At 60.6% G+C, this 19,159-nt stretch carries 16 protein-coding genes; 2 read left to right on the forward strand and 14 right to left on the reverse strand.

All coding sequences use genetic code 11. The annotated features are described in order from the left end of the window. Positions 1-18 precede the first annotated feature (18 nt). From rdgB to rmuC, 13 genes are all read right to left on the reverse strand, one after another. On the reverse strand, positions 19-663 hold the full coding sequence (gene rdgB, locus Q0I19_RS01250; protein WP_294759578.1) for an RdgB/HAM1 family non-canonical purine NTP pyrophosphatase: 645 nt from the start codon (positions 661-663) through the stop codon (positions 19-21). After that, positions 660-1,586 (reverse strand): signal recognition particle-docking protein FtsY, encoded by a 927-nt coding sequence (ftsY, locus tag Q0I19_RS01255; RefSeq protein WP_294759624.1) that lies wholly within the window; start codon positions 1,584-1,586, stop codon positions 660-662. The genes rdgB and ftsY overlap by 4 nt, the downstream gene beginning before the upstream one ends. A gap of 80 nt (positions 1,587-1,666) precedes the next feature. Beyond that, on the reverse strand, positions 1,667-5,224 hold the full coding sequence (smc, locus tag Q0I19_RS01260; protein ID WP_294759580.1) for a chromosome segregation protein SMC: 3,558 nt from the start codon (positions 5,222-5,224) through the stop codon (positions 1,667-1,669). A 41-nt stretch (positions 5,225-5,265) separates the two neighbouring features. Continuing rightward, positions 5,266-5,937 carry a ribonuclease III gene (rnc, locus tag Q0I19_RS01265; protein WP_294759581.1) on the reverse strand — a complete coding sequence of 224 codons (672 nt, stop codon included), beginning with the start codon at positions 5,935-5,937 and terminating at the stop codon, positions 5,266-5,268. 18 nt (positions 5,938-5,955) lie between these two features. Continuing rightward, the gene (gene plsX / locus Q0I19_RS01270; RefSeq protein ID WP_294759582.1) at positions 5,956-6,972 is read right to left on the reverse strand and encodes a phosphate acyltransferase PlsX; all 1,017 of its coding nucleotides are present in this window, start codon (positions 6,970-6,972) and stop codon (positions 5,956-5,958) included. Next, positions 6,969-8,282: a methylenetetrahydrofolate--tRNA-(uracil(54)-C(5))-methyltransferase (FADH(2)-oxidizing) TrmFO gene (trmFO, locus tag Q0I19_RS01275; RefSeq protein ID WP_294759584.1), complete on the reverse strand. Its 1,314-nt coding sequence runs from the start codon at positions 8,280-8,282 to the stop codon at positions 6,969-6,971. Before trmFO ends, plsX begins: the two co-directional genes overlap by 4 nt. A gap of 17 nt (positions 8,283-8,299) precedes the next feature. Next, positions 8,300-10,396, reverse strand: coding sequence for a type I DNA topoisomerase (gene topA / locus Q0I19_RS01280; RefSeq protein ID WP_294759587.1), 2,097 nt, complete (start codon positions 10,394-10,396; stop codon positions 8,300-8,302). Between the two features lie 54 nt (positions 10,397-10,450). Further along, entirely contained in the window at positions 10,451-11,554 is a 1,104-nt protein-coding gene (gene dprA / locus Q0I19_RS01285) for a DNA-processing protein DprA (protein WP_294759589.1), read from the reverse strand. A 3-nt stretch (positions 11,555-11,557) separates the two neighbouring features. Then, positions 11,558-12,328: an RNA methyltransferase gene (locus tag Q0I19_RS01290; RefSeq protein ID WP_294759591.1), complete on the reverse strand. Its 771-nt coding sequence runs from the start codon at positions 12,326-12,328 to the stop codon at positions 11,558-11,560. Positions 12,329-12,432: 104 nt separating this feature from the next. Then, positions 12,433-12,786: a 50S ribosomal protein L20 gene (gene rplT / locus Q0I19_RS01295; RefSeq protein ID WP_294759592.1), complete on the reverse strand. Its 354-nt coding sequence runs from the start codon at positions 12,784-12,786 to the stop codon at positions 12,433-12,435. A gap of 55 nt (positions 12,787-12,841) precedes the next feature. Continuing rightward, positions 12,842-13,048, reverse strand: a complete 207-nt coding sequence (gene rpmI, locus Q0I19_RS01300) for a 50S ribosomal protein L35 (protein WP_078783375.1) — start codon at positions 13,046-13,048, stop codon at positions 12,842-12,844. Positions 13,049-13,075: 27 nt separating this feature from the next. Then, the gene (gene infC, locus Q0I19_RS01305) at positions 13,076-13,675 is read right to left on the reverse strand and encodes a translation initiation factor IF-3 (protein WP_294759594.1); all 600 of its coding nucleotides are present in this window, start codon (positions 13,673-13,675) and stop codon (positions 13,076-13,078) included. A gap of 622 nt (positions 13,676-14,297) precedes the next feature. Next, entirely contained in the window at positions 14,298-15,686 is a 1,389-nt protein-coding gene (gene rmuC / locus Q0I19_RS01310; RefSeq protein WP_294759596.1) for a DNA recombination protein RmuC, read from the reverse strand. A 179-nt stretch (positions 15,687-15,865) separates the two neighbouring features. Between rmuC and Q0I19_RS01315 the strand changes: the two genes are divergently transcribed. Beyond that, positions 15,866-16,180, forward strand: a complete 315-nt coding sequence (locus tag Q0I19_RS01315) for a YerC/YecD family TrpR-related protein (protein ID WP_294759598.1) — start codon at positions 15,866-15,868, stop codon at positions 16,178-16,180. An 18-nt stretch (positions 16,181-16,198) separates the two neighbouring features. Continuing rightward, complete coding sequence (locus tag Q0I19_RS01320; protein ID WP_294759600.1) at positions 16,199-17,248, forward strand: aldose epimerase family protein; 1,050 nt, start codon at positions 16,199-16,201, stop codon at positions 17,246-17,248. 62 nt (positions 17,249-17,310) lie between these two features. On the opposite strand, the gene glgB is transcribed toward Q0I19_RS01320, so the two are convergent. Next, on the reverse strand, positions 17,311-19,080 hold the full coding sequence (gene glgB, locus Q0I19_RS01325; protein WP_294759601.1) for a 1,4-alpha-glucan branching protein GlgB: 1,770 nt from the start codon (positions 19,078-19,080) through the stop codon (positions 17,311-17,313). Positions 19,081-19,159: the final 79 nt, after the last annotated feature.

Below are 19,159 nucleotides of genomic sequence, written 5' to 3' on the forward strand. Positions count from 1 at the left end.
CTTGTTGTTCTCTGTTAGTTATATCTCGTTCTGACGCAAAAATTCAGGCAGACGGCGCTCCATTTCCTCCAGGGCGCGGCCGCGGTGGCTGATGGCGTCCTTCTCGTCGGGGGTCAGCTGGGCGTAGCTGCGGTTCTCGGTGTTGGGGCGGGTCTTGCCGTCGGCAAGGCCGCAGGCATCGGGGATAAACAGCGGGTCGTAGCCGAAGCCGTAATCGCCGTTTTGCAGCCCGGCGGCAATGTGGCCGGGGCAGCTGCCCAGGCAGGTCAGCTCCTGCCCGTTCGGCAGCATAAAGCAGACGGCGGACACAAACTGCCCCGTGCGCTTTTCGGCGGGGATATCCCGCATTTCGCCCAGCAGCTTCTGGTTGTTGGCGTCATCATCGCCGTGGTGGCCGGCATAGCGGGCGCTGTACACGCCGGGGGCACCCTGCAGTGCGTCGACGCACAGGCCGGAGTCGTCGGCCACCGTGGGCAGACCGCTTGCCTTGCAGAAGGCCTCGGCCTTGATGCGGGCGTTTTCGGCAAAGGTGGTGCCGGTTTCCTCAGGGTCAATGTCAATGCCCAGCTCGCGCAGGCTCTTGACGGTATGACCCATGCGCTCCAGAATGCGGCGCAGTTCCTTGAGTTTTCCTTGGTTGTTGCTGGCTGCACAGATAATCATTGTCCGTCCTCCTTGGTTTGGGGTTCGTGTTCGGGCAGGCCCGGCAGCAGCGACTGCACAAAGCTCTCGGCATCAAATTCCATCAGGTCGTCGATCTGTTCACCCACACCGATAAACCGGATGGGCAGACCCAGGTTTTCCCACACGCTGATGACGCAGCCGCCTTTGGGAGTACCGTCCAGCTTAGTCAGCACTACGCCGGTGGCACCGGCGGCCTTGACAAATTCCTCGGCCTGGCTGATGGCGTTCTGTCCGGTGATGGCATCCAGCACCAGCAGCACCTCCAGACTGGCTTCGGGGCTTGCCTTTTTGACGCTGCGGGAAATTTTGGCAAGCTCGTCCATGAGACCCTTTTTGTTGTGCAAACGACCCGCCGTGTCGGCAATGACCATGTCATAGCCCTTGGCGGTGGCGCTTTTGACGGCGTCAAAGATGACCGCAGCGGGGTCTGCCCCCTGCCCTGCCTGCACCAGCGGCACCTCGGCGCGGTTCGCCCACAGCTCCAGCTGCTCACTGGCGGCTGCGCGGAAGGTATCGCCCGCCGCCAGCATGACCCTACGCCCCTGATTTTTGTACAGGGCTGCCAGCTTGGCGATGGTGGTGGTTTTGCCCACGCCGTTTACGCCGATGACCAGCATCACGGCAGGCTTGCCGTCCAGTTCCAGCGGGTAGCGGGGGGTAATTTCGCGGCAAATCAGCGCGCGCAGGGCGTCCAGCGCCTCCTGCCCCGTTTTCAGGTGCTTTTCCTGCACTTCGTCGCGCAGCTCGTCCACCAGACGCACGGCGCAGGCGGGGCCGACATCGGCCAAAATGAGCTGTTCTTCCAAATCATTGTACAGATCATCGTCAATTTCCGCATTGGTCAGCGTGTTGACGATGTTCTGAAAAAAGCCCGTGCGGGTTTTTTCCAGACCGCGCTGCATTTTTTGCTGTCTTTGAAATTCCTCCTCGGAGATATCATGCTTCAAAAAATCAAAAAAGCCCACAAAAAAGTCTCCTTTTTTTACGAAATCAAATCTGCACTGACGTTTTCGAGGTCAAGGCGCAGAATCTTGGAAACGCCGTCCTCCTGCATGGTGACGCCGTACAGCACGTCAGCGGCCTCCATGGTGCCGCGGCGGTGGGTGATGACGATGAACTGGGTGTTCTCGGTCATACGGCGCAGATACTGGGCATAGCGGTTGACGTTTACGTCGTCCAGCGCGGCCTCGATCTCGTCCAGAATGCAGAACGGTGCGGGATTGACGTTGAGAATGGCAAAATAAATCGATATGGCGACCAAAGCCTGCTCACCGCCGGAGAGGGCGCTCAGGTTTTTAATGACCTTGCCGGGGGGCGAAACCTCGATCTCAATGCCGGATTCCAGCACATTTTCCTCGTCCGAAAGATACAGCTTTGCATGGCCGCCGCCGAACAGTTCGCGGAAGATCTGGCCGAAATGGCGGTTGATCTCCTTAAAGCTGGTGGTGAACAGTTCCTGCATTTCGCTGCAAAGCTCGGCGATCATCTTGGTCAGCTCGCTCTTGGCCTTTTCGACGTCGGTAACCTGCGCTTTCAGGAAGTCGTAGCGTTCCTTGACCTCCTTATATTCATCGATAGCACCGACGTTGACATTGCCCAAGGCGCGGATTTTTCCGCGTACCTCCGTCACTTGGCGGCGCAGTTCGGTCAGCGTGTCAAACTCCACGCAAAGGGCGCGCGCCTCGGACTCGGTCAGCTGGTATTCGTCCCACAGCTTGGCGTTGGTGTCGTTCAGTTCGGTCTCGGCGGCGGTGCGGCGCTCGGCCAGGCGGGCCATTTCGCCGCTCATGCGCTCGCGCTCGTCGGTCAGGCTGCGGTTTTCCTGGGCCAGGCGGGCGGACTCGGCCTCTTTTTCCATACGGGCGGCGTTGGCGGTGCGGATAAGCTGCTCCGCCGCTGCGATTTTTTGCAGGTTTTCGCCGCGCACACGTTCAATTTCGGTGATTTTCAGCTCGTTAGCCTCAATCTTTGCCTTGGCCGCATCAATAGCGGCGTTCAGTTCGCGGGCGCGGGCCTCGGCTTCGCCGGTGCGGCTTTGCAGCCCTTCCAGCGCGGTCTCATGCAGGCTGATGTCCTTTTCGTCGGCAAGGCGCTGCATCTGCTTTTCTGCCAGCTCATCGCTGATGCGCTGGCGCTCGGCGGTCAGGCTGCCGGCGCTCTCGCCCAATTCTGCCAGCTCGGCGGCGTAGGCAGCCAGCTCGGTTTCCGCCTGCAGCCGGGCTTTCTCGGCCTCGGCCTCGGTGGCGGCGCTTGCCGCTTGGGCTGCGGTCTGGGCGGCGATCTCCGCTTCCAGTGCGCGGGCCGTCTCGGCCAGTTGGGCGGAGGCCGCGTTCAGGCGGTCTAAATCCAGCCCGGCGCGCAGACGCTCGGACGCAGCGGTCATACCCTCCGCTTCGGCGCCGTTCAGCTGGGCAGCCAGATTGTCAGCTTCTGCCTTGCGGGCGGCCAGTTCCTTTTCGGCGGCGGCGTGGGCTTCGTCCAGCTTGGTCAGCCGCTTGCGCAGCTCGTCCAGCTCCTGCTTGCGGCTGAAAACGCCGACGCTGCGGGCAGTCGAACCGCCGGTGAAGGAGCCGCCCGCGTTGATTACCTGCCCGTCCAGCGTGACGATGCGGTTGCGGTAGCCGAGGTCGCGCGCCACGGCGGATGCCTCGGTCAAGTCCTCGACCACGATGATGCGCCCCAGCAAATTGTCGATGATATGCTGATATTTTGCGTCCGTTTTGACCAGGTCGGCGGCAACCTCCGCCGTTCCGGAAAGGCGCCCCGTAAAGCGGGAGCCTTGCACGGTGTCCAGCGGCAGGAAGGTAGCGCGTCCGGCGCGCTCGTCCTTCAAAAAGGCGATGGCAGCGCGGGCGCAGCCCTGATCCTCGACCACGATGTTCTGCAAGGCAAAGCCGAGGGCGGTCTCAATGGCGATCTCATAGCCCTTTTGCACGGTCAAAATGCCCGCCACAGGGCCGATTACGCCGCGCAGACGGCGGCCGGCGGCGGCACGCATGACCGCCTTGACGCTTTGCTGATAGCCGTCCATATTGCGCTCCAGATCTTCCAGAATGTGGATGCGCTGGGCGGCGTTGGAGCGCTCTCTGTCAGCCTTTTGCAGCGCGTCGGCGGCCTCCGCCTGTTGACGGCGGCGGCTTTCCAGCTTGAGCTTTAAGCCCGCCTTGATGTTGTCGTTGCGGGTCACTGCTTCCTCGGCGTCCTTGACGCGGCGGGCGGCGCGGGCTTTTAGCTCCTCGGTCTGCGCCGTTTCGGCGTCCAGCTCCTGCCGCCGGGTTTGGGCGTTGGCCAAACGCTCGGCGGCGGCAGCCCCGGCGGACTGCGCGGCGGCAGCCTTGACCTTGGCGGCGGTGGCGGCGTCCTGCAGGCGCGCCATGGCGGCGTCCACAACGTCGCGCCGCTGCCCGCTTTGCAGTGCTTTTTCTTCCAGCGCGTGCAGCTCGTCCCGCAGGGCGGCCACACCCTTGTCCAGCTCCGACAGGGCGGTGCGCAGGGTATCGATGGCGGCGCGGTGGGCGGCGGTTTCCTGCTCGATGGCTTCCCTGCCCTGCCCGGCGCGCTGCAATTCCGACGTTGCCTCGTCAATGCGGAAACGGCTGTGTTCGCTCTCGTTTTTCAAGACGGCGATTTCACTTTCGCTGCCGGCGTTTTGCTCGGTCACGGTGCGGATATCGGCGTTCGCCTGCTCGATATCCAGCATCAGGCGCTGCGTTTCCTCGCGCAGGTACGCGCTTTTTTCGTCAAAGGCGTCCAGCTGGCGGCTCAGGCGGTCATAGTCTGCCTGGGCGGCCTCGTACTTGCGCTGCTGGTCGCGCAGCGTTTCGTTGGCGCGGCGGATGGCATCGACCCACAGGGTGATCTCCAGCGTTTTGCGCTTTTCGGAAAGCTGCAAAAACTGCTGGGCTTTTTCGCTGTCACGCTTCAGGGGTCCGACGCGCTTTTCCAGCTCGCCCAGAATGTCGCGCAGACGTTCCAGATTGCCCTCGGCAGCCGCCAGACGGCGCTCGGCCTCGTTTTTGCGGTAGCGGTACTTGGCAATGCCGGAGGCTTCCTCAAAAATTTCACGCCGTTCCGAGGATTTCGCGCCGACGATTTCGGCAATGCGGCCCTGGCTGACGATGGCGTAGCCATCGCGGCCCAGACCCGTATCCAGCAGCAGTTCATAGACATCCTTCAAACGGACACTCTGCCCGTTGATGGAATATTCGCTCTCGCCGCTGCGGTAATAGCGGCGGCCTATGGTGACCTCGTCGGCGTCCATATCCAGCCCGTGGTCGCTGTTGTCGATGGTCAGTGCCACGCTGGCATAGCCCATAGCGCCGCGGGTCTGGGTGCCGCCGAAGATGACGTCCTCCATCTTGCCGCTGCCGCGCAGCTGCTTGGAGCTGGTCTCGCCCAGCACCCAGCGGATGGAGTCGGATATATTGGACTTGCCCGAACCGTTGGGGCCTACCACGCCGGTGATGCCGGTGCCGATGGTAATTTTGGTGCGGTCCGGGAAAGATTTGAAGCCTTGTATTTCCAGTTCTTTAAGGCGCATTCAGTAAACCTTTCTCATTGAAAAACAGAAGCGGTGTTGTCTCAGCCCTGCTTGAGTTTTTCCAGGGCTTTTTTGGCGGCGTTCTGCTCGGCTGCCTTTTTGCTGCGGCCGATGCCGTCCGCCAGATGGGCGCCGTTGCGCCACACGCTGACGGTAAATTTTTTGTCATGGTCGGGGCCGGTCTCGCCCACGACCTCATAGCGCAGCGCCGCGTCGGGGTCCTGCTGCACGACCTCCTGCAGACGGGTCTTGTAGTCATCCTCGGCGGTCTTGCCCTCGGTGATAAAGGGCATAATGAAATTGCGCGCCACCTCAAAGCCGCCGTCCAGATACAAGGCGGCGATGACCGCCTCAAACGCATCGGACACCACGCTGGGGCGGGTGCGGCCGCCGCCCAGTTCCTCGCCGTGACCCAGGCGCAGGTACTCGCCCAGGTGGATTTCCTCGGCAAACTGGAACAGTGCCTCCTCGCTGACAAGGCTGGCGCGCATACGGCTCAGCTCGCCCTCGGGGCGTTTGGACTGGTGGAACAGATGGTCCGCGACCACCACGCTCAGCACGCTGTCGCCCAAAAACTCCAACCGCTCGTTGTGGGTGGTGGGGACCTTGCTCTCGTTGGCAAAGCTGGTGTGGGTCAGCGCAATGCGCAGCAGCGCGGGATTCTTAAAGGTATAGTGCAGCACCTGCTGCAGTTCTTCGGGTTTGTGGGACATCTATCTTCACACTTTCTGTTATTCTTGCGTGGCTTTTGCGGTCTCGGCCAGTGCGGCCTGCATGGTGCCGCACAAATCGTTTTCTACACAGAGCCTGGCCTGACGGATGGCGTTCTTAATGCCCTTGGCATGGCTGGAGCCATGCGCCTTGATGACCGGCTTGGCGGCACCCAGCAGCGGTGCGCCGCCCACCTCCTCGGAGTCCATCATGCGCTTCAGCTCACCCAGACCGCCCTTGATGCCCAGATAGCTGAGCTTGGTCAGCAGGTTTTTGAGGAAAATTTTCTTGAGCATACCCAGCAGGGTCTTGGCGACGCCCTCGCTCAATTTAAGCACCACATTGCCCACAAAACCGTCGCAGACCACAACGTCCACGTCGCCGTCCATAATGTAGCGCGGCTCGATATTGCCCGCAAAGCTGATGCAGGGGTTGGCCTTCAGCAGCTGATGTGCCTCGCGGTAGGTGGGCGTACCCTTGGTTTCCTCGGCACCGTTGTTGACCAGCGCCACCTTGGGCTGGGTGCGGCCCATGACCTTTTCGGCGTAGACGCTGCCCATCGTGCCGAAGGCGTTCAGCATCTCGGGGCGGCACTCGACGTTGGCGCCGCAGTCCAGCAGCAGGAAGTTCTGCTTGGCGCCGGGCATCGGGGTGGCCAGCGCAGGGCGCTTGACGCCCTTGACGGTGCGCACGATCAAACTGGTGCCGACGTGCAGCGCACCCGTGGAACCGGCGGACACAAAGGCGTCGGCCTCGCCGTTTTTGAGCATCGTCAATGCCTTGACCATGCCGGAATCGGTCTTGTGGCGAACGGCCTTGACGGGGTCGTCCTCCATGGTGATGTTCTCGGTGCAGGAAATGACGGTAAACCGCGTCAAATCGATGTTATTTTGTACGGCACAGCTTTCGATGGCAGCCTGCTCGCCCAGCAGGACCAGCTCCATGCCGTCACCAAACTCGGCCATTGCCTGTGCTGCGCCCTGCAAAACACACAAAGGGGCGTTGTCACCGCCCATGGCATCTACGAGAATTTTCATACGTCATACTCCTTTACCCATTCGTTCATGGCATCCTGCGCCGCCTGCGAAAGCGCGGCATAGCGCTCGCGCTTGTCGCGGATGGCATCAATTTCGGCGGTGCGGGGCAAAATGCCCATGTTCGCACCCATCGGCTGAAAGTCTTTGTTGGGGGTGGTGATGTATTCCAGCAGCGCACCGCACATGGTGGCGGGCGGGGGCGGGGGCAGCTCGCGCCCGTTCAGGCGGGCAAAAATCTGCCGTGCTGCCAAAAGGCCGCTGGCGGCGCTTTCCATATAGCCCTCAAAGCCGGTGATCTGCCCCGCAAAAAATACGTTGGGGTGTTCATTTAAGTATTGCTTGGCGTTCAGCACACGCGGGCTTTCCAAAAAGGTGTTGCGGTGCATAACGCCGTAGCGCACAAATTCGGCATTTTCGAGACCCGGGATCATGCGGAATACCCGCTTTTGTTCGCCCCATTTGAGGTTGGTCTGGAAACCGACCAGATTATACAGTGTGCGGGCGGTGTTTTCGGCGCGCAGCTGCACAGCCGCCCAGGGGCGGTGCCCGGTGTTGGGGTCGCGCAGACCCACGGGGCGCAAGGGGCCGAAGCGGATGGTATCCGCCCCGCGCGCCGCCATGACCTCAATGGGCATACAGCCCTCATACACCGTCAGGTCGCCGTCAAAATCGTGCAGCGGGGCGCGCTCGGCGGCGGTCAGGGCGGCGTGGAAGTTCTCGTATTCTTCCTTGTTAAAGGGGCAGTTCAGGTAGTCGGCCTCTCCCCTGCCGTAGCGGGAGGCGGCAAACACCTTGTTGTAATCCAGGCTTTCGGCGGTGACAATGGGCGCCACAGCGTCAAAAAAGCTCAGACGATGGTCGCCCGTCAACCCGGCAATGGCGGCAGCCAGTGCCCCCTCGGTCAAGGGGCCGCTGGCAACCAGCACGGGCGCAGACTCGTCCAGTTCGGTAACTTCCTCGCGCCGGACGGTGATATTCGGGTGGCGCTCCACCATCTCGGTAACGGCGGCACTGAACACATCGCGATCCACCGCCAGAGCCCCACCTGCCGCCACGCGGGCGGTCTCGGCGGCGGTGAGCAGGTGGCTGCCCATCGCCTTCATCTCCAATTTTAACAGACCGGAGGCGGAATCCGGGCGCTCGGCCTTCAAGGAATTGGAGCAGATCAGTTCGGCAAAGCCGGCACTTTTGTGCGCGGGGGAAAATTTCTGCGGCTTTTGGTCATACAGTGTGACCTGCACACCGCGGTCGGCCAGCCACAGGGCGGCCTCGGAACCGGCAAGCCCGGCACCAATTACAGTTACTTGCATATAGACTCCCATGGGGTTTATTTCTTTTCAACGGGCTTTTCAAATCCGCAGCCCTCTTTGGCACAGTAAAGCTGCCCTTTTTTCTTGTACAGGGTGTTGCCGCACTGCGGGCATTTTTCGGGCACAGGCTCGTCCCAGGTCATAAAGTTGCAGGTCGGGTACTTGCTGCAACCGTAATAAATGCGTCCCTTCGCGCTTTTGCGCAGCAGCATATGGCCGCCGCACAGCGGGCAGATACCGCCGGTATCCTTGACGATGGGGTGGGCGTTGCGGCATTCAGGGAAGCCGGAGCAGGCAACGAACTTGCCGTACCGTCCGGACTTGATGACCATCGGCTTGCCGCATTTGTCGCAAATTTCATCGGTGGGGATATCCTCGACCTTGACGCGCTTGCCCTCCATGTTTTTTTCAGCCTCGTCCAGGCTCTTGGCAAAGCCCTGATAGAACTCGTCCACAGCCTTGACCCAGTCCTCCTTGCCGGCTTCGACAACGTCAAGCTTTTTCTCCATATCGGCGCTGAATTTTACGTCCACAATGTTGGGGAACTGTTCCAGCATGACGGTGTTGACCGCCTGCCCCAAGGGGGTGGTTTTCAGCTTTTTCTGATCCTTCTCGACATAGCCGCGATCCACAATGGTGGTAATGATGGGCGCATAGGTCGAGGGACGTCCGATGCCGTTTTCCTCCAGCGCGTGGATGAGGGTGGCCTCGGTGTACAGCGGCGGCGGCTGGGTGAATTTCTGGTCAGCCGTCAGTGAGCGCAGCTGCAGGACCTGACCCTCCTCCAGCGGGGGCAGGGCAGTTTCCTTCTTCTGCTTTTCGTCGGTGGATTCCTCGTACAGGGCGGTAAAACCGTCAAATGCCACGCGGAAACCCGAAGCACGGAACAGGTAGTCCCCCGCCGTGATGGACGCCGACACGGTGTCCTGCACGCAGTCCGCCATCTGGCTGGCCATAAAGCGGCTCCAGATCAGGCGGTACAGCTTGGCGATGTCGCCGCTGATGCTCTGCTCGACCTCGTCGGGGGTCAGTTCGGGCATAGAGGGGCGGATGGCTTCGTGGGCGTCCTGCGCTGCCGTGGCAGAGCGGGACTTCCACTTGCGTTGGGTCTTGCAGACGTAGTCCTCGCCCCAGCGGTTGGCGATAAAGCCCTTGGCGGCGGCGGCAGCCTCGTCGGCAATGCGCAGGCTGTCGGTACGCATATAGGTGATCAAACCCACGGTGCCGTGCCCGGCGATGTCCACGCCTTCGTACAGGGTCTGGGCGGCGCGCATCGTGCGGGTGGCGGAAAAGCCGTAGGCACGGCTGGCGTCCTGCTGCAGCGTCGAGGTGATGAACGGCGGCGCGGGCTGGCGGCGGCGCTTGCCTTTTTCCAGCTTGGTGATGACATATTCCTTGCCGTCCAGCGCGGCGGTGATGGCATCCGCCTGCTGCTTGTCAGTCACGGTCAGCTTGGTGCCGTCCGCTGCAGCGGCCAGACGCGCAGTAAAGGCGCTCTTGGCCGCCCCCTTGGGGTAGACCACGGCGTCGATGTTCCAGTATTCATCGGGCACAAAGCGCTCGATTTCCAGTTCACGGTCGCGGATCAGACGCACGGCGACGCTCTGCACGCGCCCGGCAGACAAGCCGCGGCGCACCTTGCGCCACAGGAACGGGCTGAGCTTGTAGCCCACCAGGCGATCCAGCTCGCGCCGCGCCTGCTGGGCATTGAACAGGTCCATATTGATGGCGCGGGGATGCGCCATGCCCTCCTGCACACCCTTTTTGGTGATCTCATCAAAGGTCACGCGGTTGGGCGCGGCGGGGTCCAGCCCCAGAATGTTGGCCAGATGCCAGCTGATGGCCTCGCCCTCACGGTCCGGGTCGGTTGCCAGCAGAACGCCGTCGCACTGCTTGGCTTCTGCTTTTAATTCCTTGACGAGCTTTTGCTTGCCCTTGATGGTAATGTATTTGGGTTCGTAGTTATTTTCCACGTCGATGCCCAGCTTGCTGGCGGGCAGGTCACGGACGTGTCCCATACTGGCGGTCACCTTGTAGCCGCGGCCCAGATATTTGCCGATGGTCTTGGCCTTGGCGGGGGATTCCACAATGACAAGTTTTGGCTTTTTAGGCATATTGAAAAACCTCTTTATATTGTACCGTCGGGCAGCCGAGCCGCCCACGGGGATTTACTTGGCTATATAGCGCTCGCCCTGCTGCTTTTCGGCACCGCCGAAAATTTCCAGTTCCACCAGCGCGGCGGCCGCCTGCGGCACGTTCAGCCCGGCAGCGGTGCACAATTCCTCAACGCTTTGCGGGGTCTGGCTCAGGCAAGCATAGATGCGCTTGGCATCGGCGCTGACCGCCGACGCATCAAAGCTGCTCTTGTGCTTTGTCTTTTGCGGCTTGGTCTGCAAGCCCAGTGTTTCCAGCACGTTGGCGGCGCTGCAAAGCGGCTCGGCGCGGTGGGTGCGCAGCAGCTCGTTGGTGCCCTCGCTCAGGGGGCTGTAAATGCTGCCGGGCACGGCAAACACGGGGCGGCCGTAGCGGTGGGCGTGTCCCACGGTGTTCAGCGTTCCGCTGCGGGTGCGCGCTTCCGCCACGCAGAGTGCCTCGCTCATGCCGGCAATCAGGCGGTTGCGCTCCAAAAAGGTACCCTTCATCTTGGCAGGGTAACCGGGCGGGTATTCGCTGCATACCGCACCGCCGCAATCCTGCAGCTTTTGCCGCAGGGCGCCGTTGGCGGCGGGGTAGGTTTTGTCGATGGCGGTACCCAAAAACGCCACCGTGGGTACGCCCGCCTGCACGGCGGCGCGGTGTCCCTCGCTGTCCAGCCCGTCGGCCAGGCCGCTTACGATGACCACGCCCTGCTTTGTCATTTCCAGTGACAGGTCATAGGCCGCCTGCCGCCCGTAAGCACCGGGGCGGCGGGTGCCGACCATGCCCACATAGCGCCGTCCGTTCAGGCAGGTGATGTCACCGGTGGCGTACAGCACCAGCGGCAGATCGGGCAAATCGAGCAGACGCGCGGGGTACATCGGGTCGTCGGGGGTCAAAATCTCCACGCCCGAAAGCAGGCAGTGGTCGTAGCGTTCCTCGTAGTCAAAGGGGGTGGTGTCGCACAGCTTGGCAGCGGCCGCATCGCTCAGGCAAAGGGGCGGTGCCTCGCTGCCCAGACGCAGCCCCTCGTAAAGCTGTTCGGGGTCGGGGTACAGTTCCAGCAGCTCCTTGGCGGCCGGAAACGCCGTGCCCACGGCCTCGGCCAGCCAAAGCCACGCCAGTGTCTTGTCCATAGCTTACACCCCGCGAAACTGCCACAGCAGCACGCTGCCCGCCACACCGGCGTTCAGGCTTTCGACCCTGTCGGTCATGGGGATGCGCACCGCCAGATCGCAGGCATCGATCGTTTCCTGCGTAAGTCCCTGCCCTTCGCTGCCGATGACCACACAAAGCCCCTGCGGGAAATCGCTGCCGGCCTCGTCCAGCGCAACAGAATGATACAGTGCCGCGGCCAAGCAGGTCACCCCGCGGCTGCGCAGCGTTTGCAGGGCAGCGGGCAGATTTTCGGTCTGCACCACGGGCAGACGCCCCGCCGCCCCCATGGAGGAACGCAGCGTCTTGGGCGAAAACGGTGCCGCGCACCCTGCGCCCAGCAGCACGGCATCAAAGCCGAAGGCCGCCGCACTGCGCAAAAGGGTGCCCACATTGCCGGGGTCCTGCACGCCCTCCAGCGCCAGGATACGCCGCGCCGTCTGCAAGGCCGATGCATCGGGGGCAGGGGTTTCAAACAGCACAAAAACGTCCTGGCTGGACTTGGTACCCGCCAGCTTTTCGGCCACATGGGGCGCAATTTCGGCGGGGTCCAGGGCGCTTAACGCGGGGGTTTTGGCCAACGCCGCCGCCGTGGCAAAGGCCATGCGGGGGCTGCAGCTTTTGGCAAGCTCCAGGCAGAGCTTGGGCCCCTCGGCAAAGAAAAGCCCCTCCTGCGCGCGGCGTTTTTCGCTGTCGCGCACGGCACAGGCAAATTTGATTTTGGCGTTGTCGCGGCTGGTGATGGCTGCTTCCATTGTAGCGCCCCTTTCCGGTAAAATCAATATTTTTGTGCGGGAAATTCATTTGCCCCTTAAACACAAAAGGACTCACGCGTGCGCGTGAGTCTTTTTTGCGGTTATTACAGGGCCTTCTTGGCGGTCTCGACCAAAGCGGTGAAGCTGGCGGGATCGTGGATAGCCATCTCGCTCAGCATCTTGCGGTTCAGCTCGATGCCGGACTTCTTCAGGCCGTTCATGAAGGTGGAGTAGTTCATGCCCTGAGCACGAACAGCGTTGTTGATGCGGGTGATCCACAGGTTGCGGAACTCACGCTTCTTCTGCTTACGGCCGACGAAAGCGTAGTTACCGCTCTTCATGACGGCCTGCTTGGCCATGCGGAAGTGCTTGGACTTAGCACCGTAGTAGCCCTTTGCGAGTTTGAGAGTCTTAGCACGACGCTTGTGCGTCATGGTAGCGCCTTTAATACGAGCCATGGTTTATATCTCCTTTTATTACTCTGGTAATTGTTCTGACCTAAGTGTTTACAGATTAGCCGCCGTAGGGCATCATCTTTTTAACGGCTGCCTCGTTGGTCTTGTCGACGTACTTGGGCATACGCAGACCACGGGTCAACTTGGTGGTCTTCTTGGTCAGGATGTGACGGCGCTTGGATGCATTGCGCTTGATCTTGCCGGAAGCAGTCATCTTGAAACGCTTTTTGGCGCCGGAAAGGGTCTTGAGCTTCATTTTAGCCATTGTTGTTTCCTCCTAAAGAGTTGCTTTTTACTTGTTGGGTGCGGGAGACATGAACATCATCATGCTGCGGCCCTCAAGCTTGGGCTGCTTGTCGATGACAGCCTTGCCTGCCAACGCCTCGGCAAAACGATTGTGCACATCCAGACCCAGGCTGGTGTGTGCCATCTCGCGGCCGCGGAACCGGATGCTTACCTTGAGTTTGTGGCCCTGCTGCAAGAACTTGGCAGCCTGGTTCACTTTGGTGTTAAAGTCGTTGGTATCAATGTTCAAAGACAGGCGGATCTCCTTGATTTCAACCACTTTCTGGTTTTTCTTGGCTTCCTTTTCCTTCTTCTGCTGCTCGAAACGGTACTTGCCGTAGTCCAGGATCTTGCATACCGGCGGTTTTGCCGTCGGGGCAATCTTGACCAGGTCAAGGTCCTTATCGATAGCCATACGCAGGGCATCGCGCGGGCTCATAATGCCGAGCTGTGCGCCGTCTGCGCCGATCACGCGGACTTCCTTGTCGCGGATCTGTTCATTGATTTCCAGTTCCTTGGAATTGCTGTTGCTGGCGATTGGAATACACCTCCCACAAGTGTCTGATAAATGATAAAAGCGGCTGCCATAAAAGCAGCCGCCGTACATACGAAATAGCGCACTTTGTGTGCGTACTGGGTATGACCCGGAGTTTTGCGAACTCTCAAGGTGAGCCGACGGCCTACTGCCGGTTGCTGCTTTTTTTACAAGCAATAGTTTACCACAGGTGGAAGCCGTTGTCAAGGGGCAAAGCGGAGGTTTTTTCAATAAATTTCAACCCCGCATCATTCGACGCGACAGCGTGTCAAGGAATCACGTTCTTAGTCTATGGAATGTGTAGGGGCGACCCGTGCCGTTTGCCCGTTGGGTTGCATTGCCGGGATGGCTGCTGCGGGCGGCATAGTAGCCGTGCCTACAAATGACCCGTAATGTTGTTATTGCCGTCAGGTCGCGGGCGGGGCATACCCCGCCCCTGCGTTATCTGTTTATAAAGCCCGTCGCAACCGCAAGGCAGCAAGGAGGGGTCACTGCGCCCGCAGGCGCGTTTCGGAGCGCAACCGCCGCACAGCGGCGGCTCTTAGCGCGGAGATAGACCCCTCCCTACATTACTGCCCGGAAATGGGCTTTTTGACAAATTGATTTCTTATTTACCCCTGTTGCCCGTTTGTTGGCACGCCCCGCCATTTGTTGGCACACCCCGCCAAGGGGTGTGCCAACACCACCTTATTTTTTATCTTTTATCTATTATCTGTTTTCCCTCGTCCCCTATGCCCAGAATCTCCCTTGCCGTGTCATCCTCCAGCTGCTGCACCGATTCCAGCTTGCGGGTGATGGCGCGGCTGCGCGTGCCGATCAGCTCTTCCAGATCGGAGCCTGTCTGGTTCAGGTGCCGCTGCATCTGCGCCAGCCCTGTGCCGAACTTTTCAAACTCGGTCTTTACCGCGCCCAGCACCGTCCAGACCTCGCCGCTGCGCTTTTGGATCGCCAGCGTGCGGAAGCCCATCTGCAGCGCATTCAGCAGCGCCGCCATGGTGGAGGGACCCGCCACGGTGATTTGGTAATCGCGCTGCAGGGTCTCGGTCACGCCGCCGGAAACCACCTCGGCATACAGCCCCTCAAACGGCAAAAACAGGATGCCGAAATTCGTTGTGTAGGGTACCTCAATGTACTTGTCGTGGATGTCCTTGGCCTCCTGCCGCAGCACGTTGTACAGCGCCTTGCGCATGGCGGCAGCCGCTGCGGCATCGCCCTGCTGCAAAGCTGCCTGCAAATGCTGGTAGGTATCGCCGGGGAACTTGGCGTCAATGGGCAGCCAGACCGGCCCCTCCTGCCCCGGCAGCTTGATGGCATACTCCACACGGTTGGCGCTGCCGGGTACCGTGGCAACGTTTTCTTCGTACTGACCGGGCGCAAGGATCTGCTCTAAAATCGCGCCCAGCTGTACCTCGCCCAGGATACCGCGCGTTTTCACGCCCGAAAGCACCTGTTTCAGGCTGCCGACATCGGCGGCCAGGCTCTGCATCTCGCCAAGACCCTTGTACACCTGCTCCAGCTGGGTGCTGACGGTGCGGAAGGAATCGGTGATGCGCTTTTGCAGGGCGTCCTGCAATTTTTCCTCCACCGTACCGCGGATCTCCTCCAATTTTTGGTTGTTGTCGGCGCGGATGGTGTTCAGCCCCTGCACCACCGCCCCGCGCACTCCCTCCAAGCGGACGGCGTTGGAATCCTCCAGATTTTTTAAGCGGGTTTCCATCATCGTCAGCTGCGCCAGCATAGCATCGTTGGCAGCCTTCTGCCGCGCCGCCCCCGCGCGGTCGATAGATTCCAGCCGGGCGGTGTTGGCCGCCGCCGTCTGGCGCTGGTTCTCACTGAGCACGGCGGAAAAATCCCGCAGAGAGGCCGACGTCGTGCGCACACTCTCGCCCTGCATCGCGCGCAGCTGCTCCGACAAAAGGTCGGTTTCCCCCTGCAAAACGGGGGTCATGGCGTCCACATACTCCTGCGCCGTGGGGGCCGCCGCCGTTTTTTTGCCGCTGCGCCGCAGCAGCACCGCCAAAAGTATATCCCCCGCCAGTGCCAGCACCAGCAGGACGATTAATAAAATTACCGTAATTTCCATAATTTTCTGTCCGCCTTTGTAGAATAGATTCATTTTACACTTTTTCGGGATATTGCGCAACCCGTTTTATCGCACTTTTACGGTTTAAACTATTGACTATGTTGGGCAAATTTGCTAAAATACAGATAATCTATGCCCCCGCTGCAAACAAAATTCACAAGATAAGGAGGCGCCCCTCTATGCGCCCTGCACCCCTGGACCCCAATGACCGCAATCTTGCCATGTACGAAGCCATTCTGCGCTTAGACAATCTGGAGGATTGCCTGCGATTTTTTGATGATCTTTGCGCCGTGACCGAGCTGCACACCATGGAACAGCGCTACGCCGTGGCCGGCTGCCTTTTGCAAGGCAAGGTATACAGTGAGATTCGCCGCGAGACCGGCGCGTCCAGCGCCACGGTCAGCCGCGTCAACCGTATGCTGAACTACGGCACCGGCAAGCTGGCCGACTGCGTAAAGGAAGATCTGGCAGCGCAAGAACAAAAAGAGCCGTAAGGCCGGGAGGTATGTCCAATGTCTGTTCTGATCCGTGATTTCGGCAGCACCGCTGACGGCAAGCCCGTCAAGGTTGCCGTTCTGAAAAACGATTTTATCGAGGTACATATCCTGAACTACGGTGCCATCATCCACCGCATTGTCGTGCCCGACCGCAGCGGCAACCCCGTGGACGTGGCGCTGGGCTATGACTCCGCCACCGATTACGAGCTGAACGGCGACAGCATGGGCGCTGCCGTCGGCCGCTTTGCCAACCGCATCGGCGGGGCGCAGTTCCCCCTGTACGAAAAAATCGTGCATGTCACCCCCAACGAGAACGGCAACTGCCTGCACAGCGGCCTGCACGGGTTCCGCAGCAGCCTGTTTACGATGGAGCCCACCCCCGATACCGCCGACAGCGTGACGCTGACCGCCCTGAGTGCCGACGGCACCGACGGGTTCCCCGGCAATCTGGAGCTGGAAATTCAGTACAGCCTGGCCAAGAGCGGGCTGGTCATCCGCTATGCCGCCACCACCGACGCGCCGACCGTCTGCAACATGACGAACCACAGCTATTTTAACCTGAACGGCCAGGGCACCGGAACCGCGCTGGGGCATCGGCTGACCATCGACGCAGACCAGTATCTGGAATGTGACGCCCACAATATCCCCACCGGGCGCAAGCTGCCCGTGGCAGGTACGCCGCTGGACTTCAACGAGGAGAAAACCATCGGCCGCGATATCGAGGCCGACCACATTGCCCTGAAAAACTGCTTGGGCTATGACCAGTGCTTCATCATCCGCGACAGCGGTCTGCGCCACGCCGCGTGGGTCACAGGCCCGATGACCGGCATCCGCATGGAGGTGCTGACCACCCTGCCCGGTATGCACCTGTACAGCGCCAACTACCTGGCGCCGAAAACCCCCGGCAAGGACGGCACCGAGTACCATAAGCGGGACGCCGTCTGCTTTGAGACCGAGGATTTTCCCGATGCACCGAACCATCCGGATTTCCCCGACACTACCGTCCTGCCCGACCACCCGTACAGCAGCACGACCATCTACCGCTTTGACATTGCCCCCATGTAACCCATAAAAACAAGCCCCGCGCCGCCCGTGAAATTCGGGCGGCGCGGGGCTTTTCTTCCTTATTATATAAGCGCGTACAGCACACCGCTGAAGGGCGGCAGATCCAGCGTCAGCGTATCGGCTGCGGGCAATGCCTTTGCCTTGACGGGCTTAGCCGTGCCGCCGCCGAAATCCGTCCAGTCGGTATGCAGCAGCAGGGTCAGCTTGCCCTTTTGGGGCAGCGTCAGCTCGTAGTCGGTCAATTCGGTGTCACCAAAGTTGAACGCCGCCAGCACGGCGCCCTCGCTCCCCTGCCGCCAGATGGCGCAGGCGTTTTTTTCGGGGTGGGCGCAGTCCAGCCACAGGAAGGCGGCGGGGTCGTACTCCCGCGACCAGAAACCGTCGTTTTGCAGGTAGGCCTCGTTCAGCGCCTTGCGGAACGCACGGAAGCTGTCGTGGTTGGGGTACTTCAGCACCGACCAGTCCTGCTCGCGGCTTTCGTCCCATTCGCGCAGCTGGGCAAACTCATTGCCCATAAAGTCCAGCTTTTTGCCGGGGTGGATCGCCATATACAGGTACAGCGTCCGCGCCTGCGGGAACTTGCCCTCATACTCGCCGTACATTTTTTGCACGATGGTCGCCTTGCCGTGAACATTTTCGTCGTGGCTGAAGGGTAAAATGTAATGCTCGTTCCACGCATACATCATCGAGAAGGTCAGCTTGCCCAGGTTATGCTTGCGTTCTGCGGGTGTTTTTTTGAAGTAGTCCAGCGTGTCGTTCATCCAGCCGAGGTCCCATTTGTAGTCAAAGCCCAGACCGCCGTACTCGACGGGCGCGGTGACCTTGGGGAAGTTGGTGGAATCCTCGGCAATCAGCATGGCCGTGGGGTGGCGCTGCTGCAAGCCGGCGTTCATCCCTTTCAAAAACTCCAGCGTGCTGCCGTTGACCCCGCGGTTGGGGTCGCCCTGCCAGTAGATCAGGCGGCTGACGGCGTCCATGCGCAGGCCGTCGGCGTGGAACACCCGCAGCCAGTAGTCCGCGCAGGACTGGATAAAGCAGCGGATCTCCCCACGGGAGTGCATAAAGTTGCAGCTGCCCCACTCGCTCTGCCCCACGCTGGCGGCGGGGTACTCATACAAAGGCGTGCCGTCAAACTCTTTCAGACCGTATTCATCCACGGCAAAGTGCACCGGCACAAAGTCCAGAATCACGCCGATGCCCTGCTTGTGGCAGGCGTTGATGAACTGTGCCAGCTCCTCCGGCGTGCCGTAGCGGCTGGTGGGGGCAAAAAAACCCGTGGTCTGGTAGCCCCAGCTGCCGTCAAAGGGATACTCGGCCAGGGGCATCAGCTCCAGGTGGGTGTAGCCGTATTTTTTGCAGTAAGTGGGCAAAAGGTCGGCCAGCTCGGCGTAGGTGTACCAGCTGCCGTCCTCCTTCTGCCGCCAGCTGCCCATGTGTACCTCGTAGATATTCAGCGGCTTGTCGTAGTTTTTGCTGCGCTGCGCCAACCACTTTTCGTCGGCAAAGCCGTCGGGACGCTCGGCAATGATGCTGCGGCCGTCGGGGCGCAGCTTCATGGCAAAGCCGTAGGGGTCGCAGTGGTCGACCGTGCGGCCGTTGGCCCCCGTGACGCGGTACTGGTAGGCCATGCCCGCATCGGCGCCGTTTACGTCGGCCTCCCACACGCCGGAATGGGTGCGGTGCATGTCGTACTCACCAAATTCACCCACGACCCGCACATGCTGTGCGGCGGGTGCCCAGACGGCAAAATGGGTGCCGCCAAAATAGGTGTGGGCACCGAAAAACTCATACGCATCAAAGGCATGGCCGGTATAAAATGCCTGCATATCCATGGCTGAAACGCTCCTTGTCGTTTATTCTATAAAAAAATTGTACCACATCGGGCGATGCGGCACAATTTACATTTTTATA

The organism is uncultured Gemmiger sp., from assembly GCF_934561205.1.
Taxonomy (GTDB): Bacteria; Bacillota; Clostridia; order Oscillospirales; family Ruminococcaceae; genus Gemmiger.